This is a genomic window from Endozoicomonas sp. ONNA2 (genome assembly GCF_024606365.1).
Classification (GTDB): domain Bacteria; phylum Pseudomonadota; class Gammaproteobacteria; order Pseudomonadales; family Endozoicomonadaceae; genus Endozoicomonas.
Window position 1 is genome coordinate 1 of sequence record NZ_JAHHPO010000496.1, and the last position, 2,100, is coordinate 2,100.

The 2,100-nt window shown below is 48.7% G+C and carries 3 protein-coding genes; 2 read left to right on the plus strand and 1 reads right to left on the minus strand.

What is annotated here, in order from left to right; translation table 11 throughout:
- Nucleotides 1–49: 49 nt before the first annotated feature.
- Nucleotides 50–1,024: an ADP-ribosylglycohydrolase family protein gene (locus KDK14_RS08915; RefSeq protein WP_257264740.1), complete on the plus strand. Its 975-nt coding sequence runs from the start codon at nucleotides 50–52 to the stop codon at nucleotides 1,022–1,024.
- A 10-nt stretch (nucleotides 1,025–1,034) separates the two neighbouring features.
- Here KDK14_RS08915 and KDK14_RS08920 read toward each other — a convergent pair whose 3' ends face one another.
- Nucleotides 1,035–1,448: a hypothetical protein gene (locus tag KDK14_RS08920; protein ID WP_257264741.1), complete on the minus strand. Its 414-nt coding sequence runs from the start codon at nucleotides 1,446–1,448 to the stop codon at nucleotides 1,035–1,037.
- Nucleotides 1,449–1,584: 136 nt separating this feature from the next.
- Between KDK14_RS08920 and KDK14_RS08925 the strand changes: the two genes are divergently transcribed.
- Nucleotides 1,585–2,100: RNA ligase family protein (locus tag KDK14_RS08925; RefSeq protein ID WP_257264742.1), on the plus strand; the 516-nt coding region annotated here is incomplete at its 3' end.

The following is a 2,100-nucleotide window of genomic DNA, read 5'->3' on the forward strand; positions in this document are numbered from 1 at the left end:
CCAAACCGACATGATGAACTAATTGAAAAAAACACAGAGAGGTATGGCAATGAATAAACGACACAGAGCATATGAATCAGTTATTGGCGCATTAGTCGCTGACGCTGCGGCCATGGGATTTCACTGGTTGTACGATCAAGCCCGGATTGCACAGTACGGCGGTGAAAATCCAGAATTTCATACCCCTGTCCGGGCAGAATACCAGGACAAGGGATACTTTGCCCATGAAGGAAAGCAGGCCGGTGAGTTTTCTCATTACGGCGCACAGTTGCTGTCGATGCAGGATGCCATCATAGCCAACGGCCATTATTCGCAGCAGGGTTACATAGAATCTTTTCAAAAATGGTTTGATTTTGGTGGACAGTGGCAAGGTTATACGGATCATCCAACCAGGCAGACCCTGCTCAATCTTTATCAAAGAAAGAGTAATGATGAACCTGATGACGAACCTATTGCTGCCTGTGGTGCTGACGATACACAAAATCCGGCACTGTCAAAGTTACCATCCCTGATTGCTGTCCACGGCCAGGACCAGGATTTGCTGGACAAGGTAGAATCAGCGGTACGTGTCACCAACAATAACGATACAGCCGTCAGCTACGGCAGAGCCGTTGCCATCATGATAAAAAATGCACATGAGGGCCTTTCACCTGAGCAGTGTGTGGAACAGGCAAAAGTAGTCAGCGATGAGATCGCCGGGGCAATCAAAACCGCTGAATCAATGCTCAAGCAAAGGCCAACAGAGGTTGCCCGAGAGGTGGGAATGCACTGCAGTCTTGACGCCTCGTTTATCGTAATTACCCATCTTCTGTTACAGGCTGAGAACTATGAAAAAACAGTGAGAGACAATATTTACTGTGGTGGTGACAGTTGTGGCAGGGCCATTCCATTAGGGGCGATTTTATCTGCATGCTTTTTCGGTTCTGACAAGGCAATGCCCACCTCCTGGATTGCACGAACCTCATTACCCGCTTCTGTGTTGCCCCCGGCGAGCGGGCTGAATGCAACGACGGGAGCCGCGTAAGCAGATGCCTTCAAAATTTGTCCTGTTGGACTCTATGCTTTTTTAAGAGGGGGGATACAAAGTGTCTGGCGTACGCTTCTTCGAGATTGCGTTCTCCTGTTTTGCTAAAACGCAGAACCCCCTTTTTCGCTTTTTTTGCTTTGTAAACAGTGATTGACGGTATCATATTCAGGTCATGGCAATGAAAGCGGATAAGCCTCAAAATACGGCTGGCCTTGCTTAAGCTGCACATTATTACCCGCTCCAGGTAGGGAATTGAGCCTTTTTTCCACCTGACAACATGATCATTTGAAAGCAGGCCAAGGGTAACAAAGACACCGATCGGCGTTATGTACATTTGCTTTGCCAATATCTCAGTCACTGCTTTTACCACGGGAATATAATATTTGTCCTGCCGGTAATTATTTGCTGTTAATTTCTTCATAATTAAGGAGTAACACCAATGGCAAAGAAGCTAAAACCGCAACTGCGAGAGACCGCAGCCCGGGAATCCAAAATACCGCATGAAGGTTTGTCCCTGACAAAAAGCAAACCCCAAGCCCACCGCAAAGGCCTTCACTATGAACAGCGTATCAGCGACCACCAACACGACTCTGCCAGTAAGATCGGAATTTGCTCACCGCGGCAAATCCGCACCGGACGAACGTTACCAGAACATTAATGAACCATCAGCCCGGGAACCAACAGCCATCGGACAGGCGAACACGTTGCTGACAGAGCGAGCCATCATGTCAATGGCAGGGGCGGATACCCGGTCAGAACCCGGGCACCACCAGTATGGCAAAATATCCGAAACTACCAACCACTGGCTTACTCATGGGCATCCCGCTTTTGCCAGACTTAAATACAAGCCCAAAAATGCCAGTGCAATACTTGGCTCAAAGCAACTCTCATCGGCGACCAATATCTGGGTAGTCACCGAAAAAGTTCACGGCAGCAACTTCAGCTTTGTCTGTTTTCCACCCGACACGCCCGAAGCCCCGCCAACCATCCGCTGCGCCAAGCGCGAAGCGTTTCTGAATGAGGACAGTGACGAGGACAACACCAGTTTTTTTGGCTTTCGCAAGGTAAAAAAA

Bases quoted from the DNA above. Each gene is read 5' to 3' on its own strand.
- KDK14_RS08915 (WP_257264740.1), top strand. From the start codon at position 50: ATGAATAAACGACACAGAGCATATGAATCAGTTATTGGCGCATTAGTC.
- KDK14_RS08920 (WP_257264741.1), bottom strand. From the start codon at position 1,448: ATGAAGAAATTAACAGCAAATAATTACCGGCAGGACAAATATTATATT.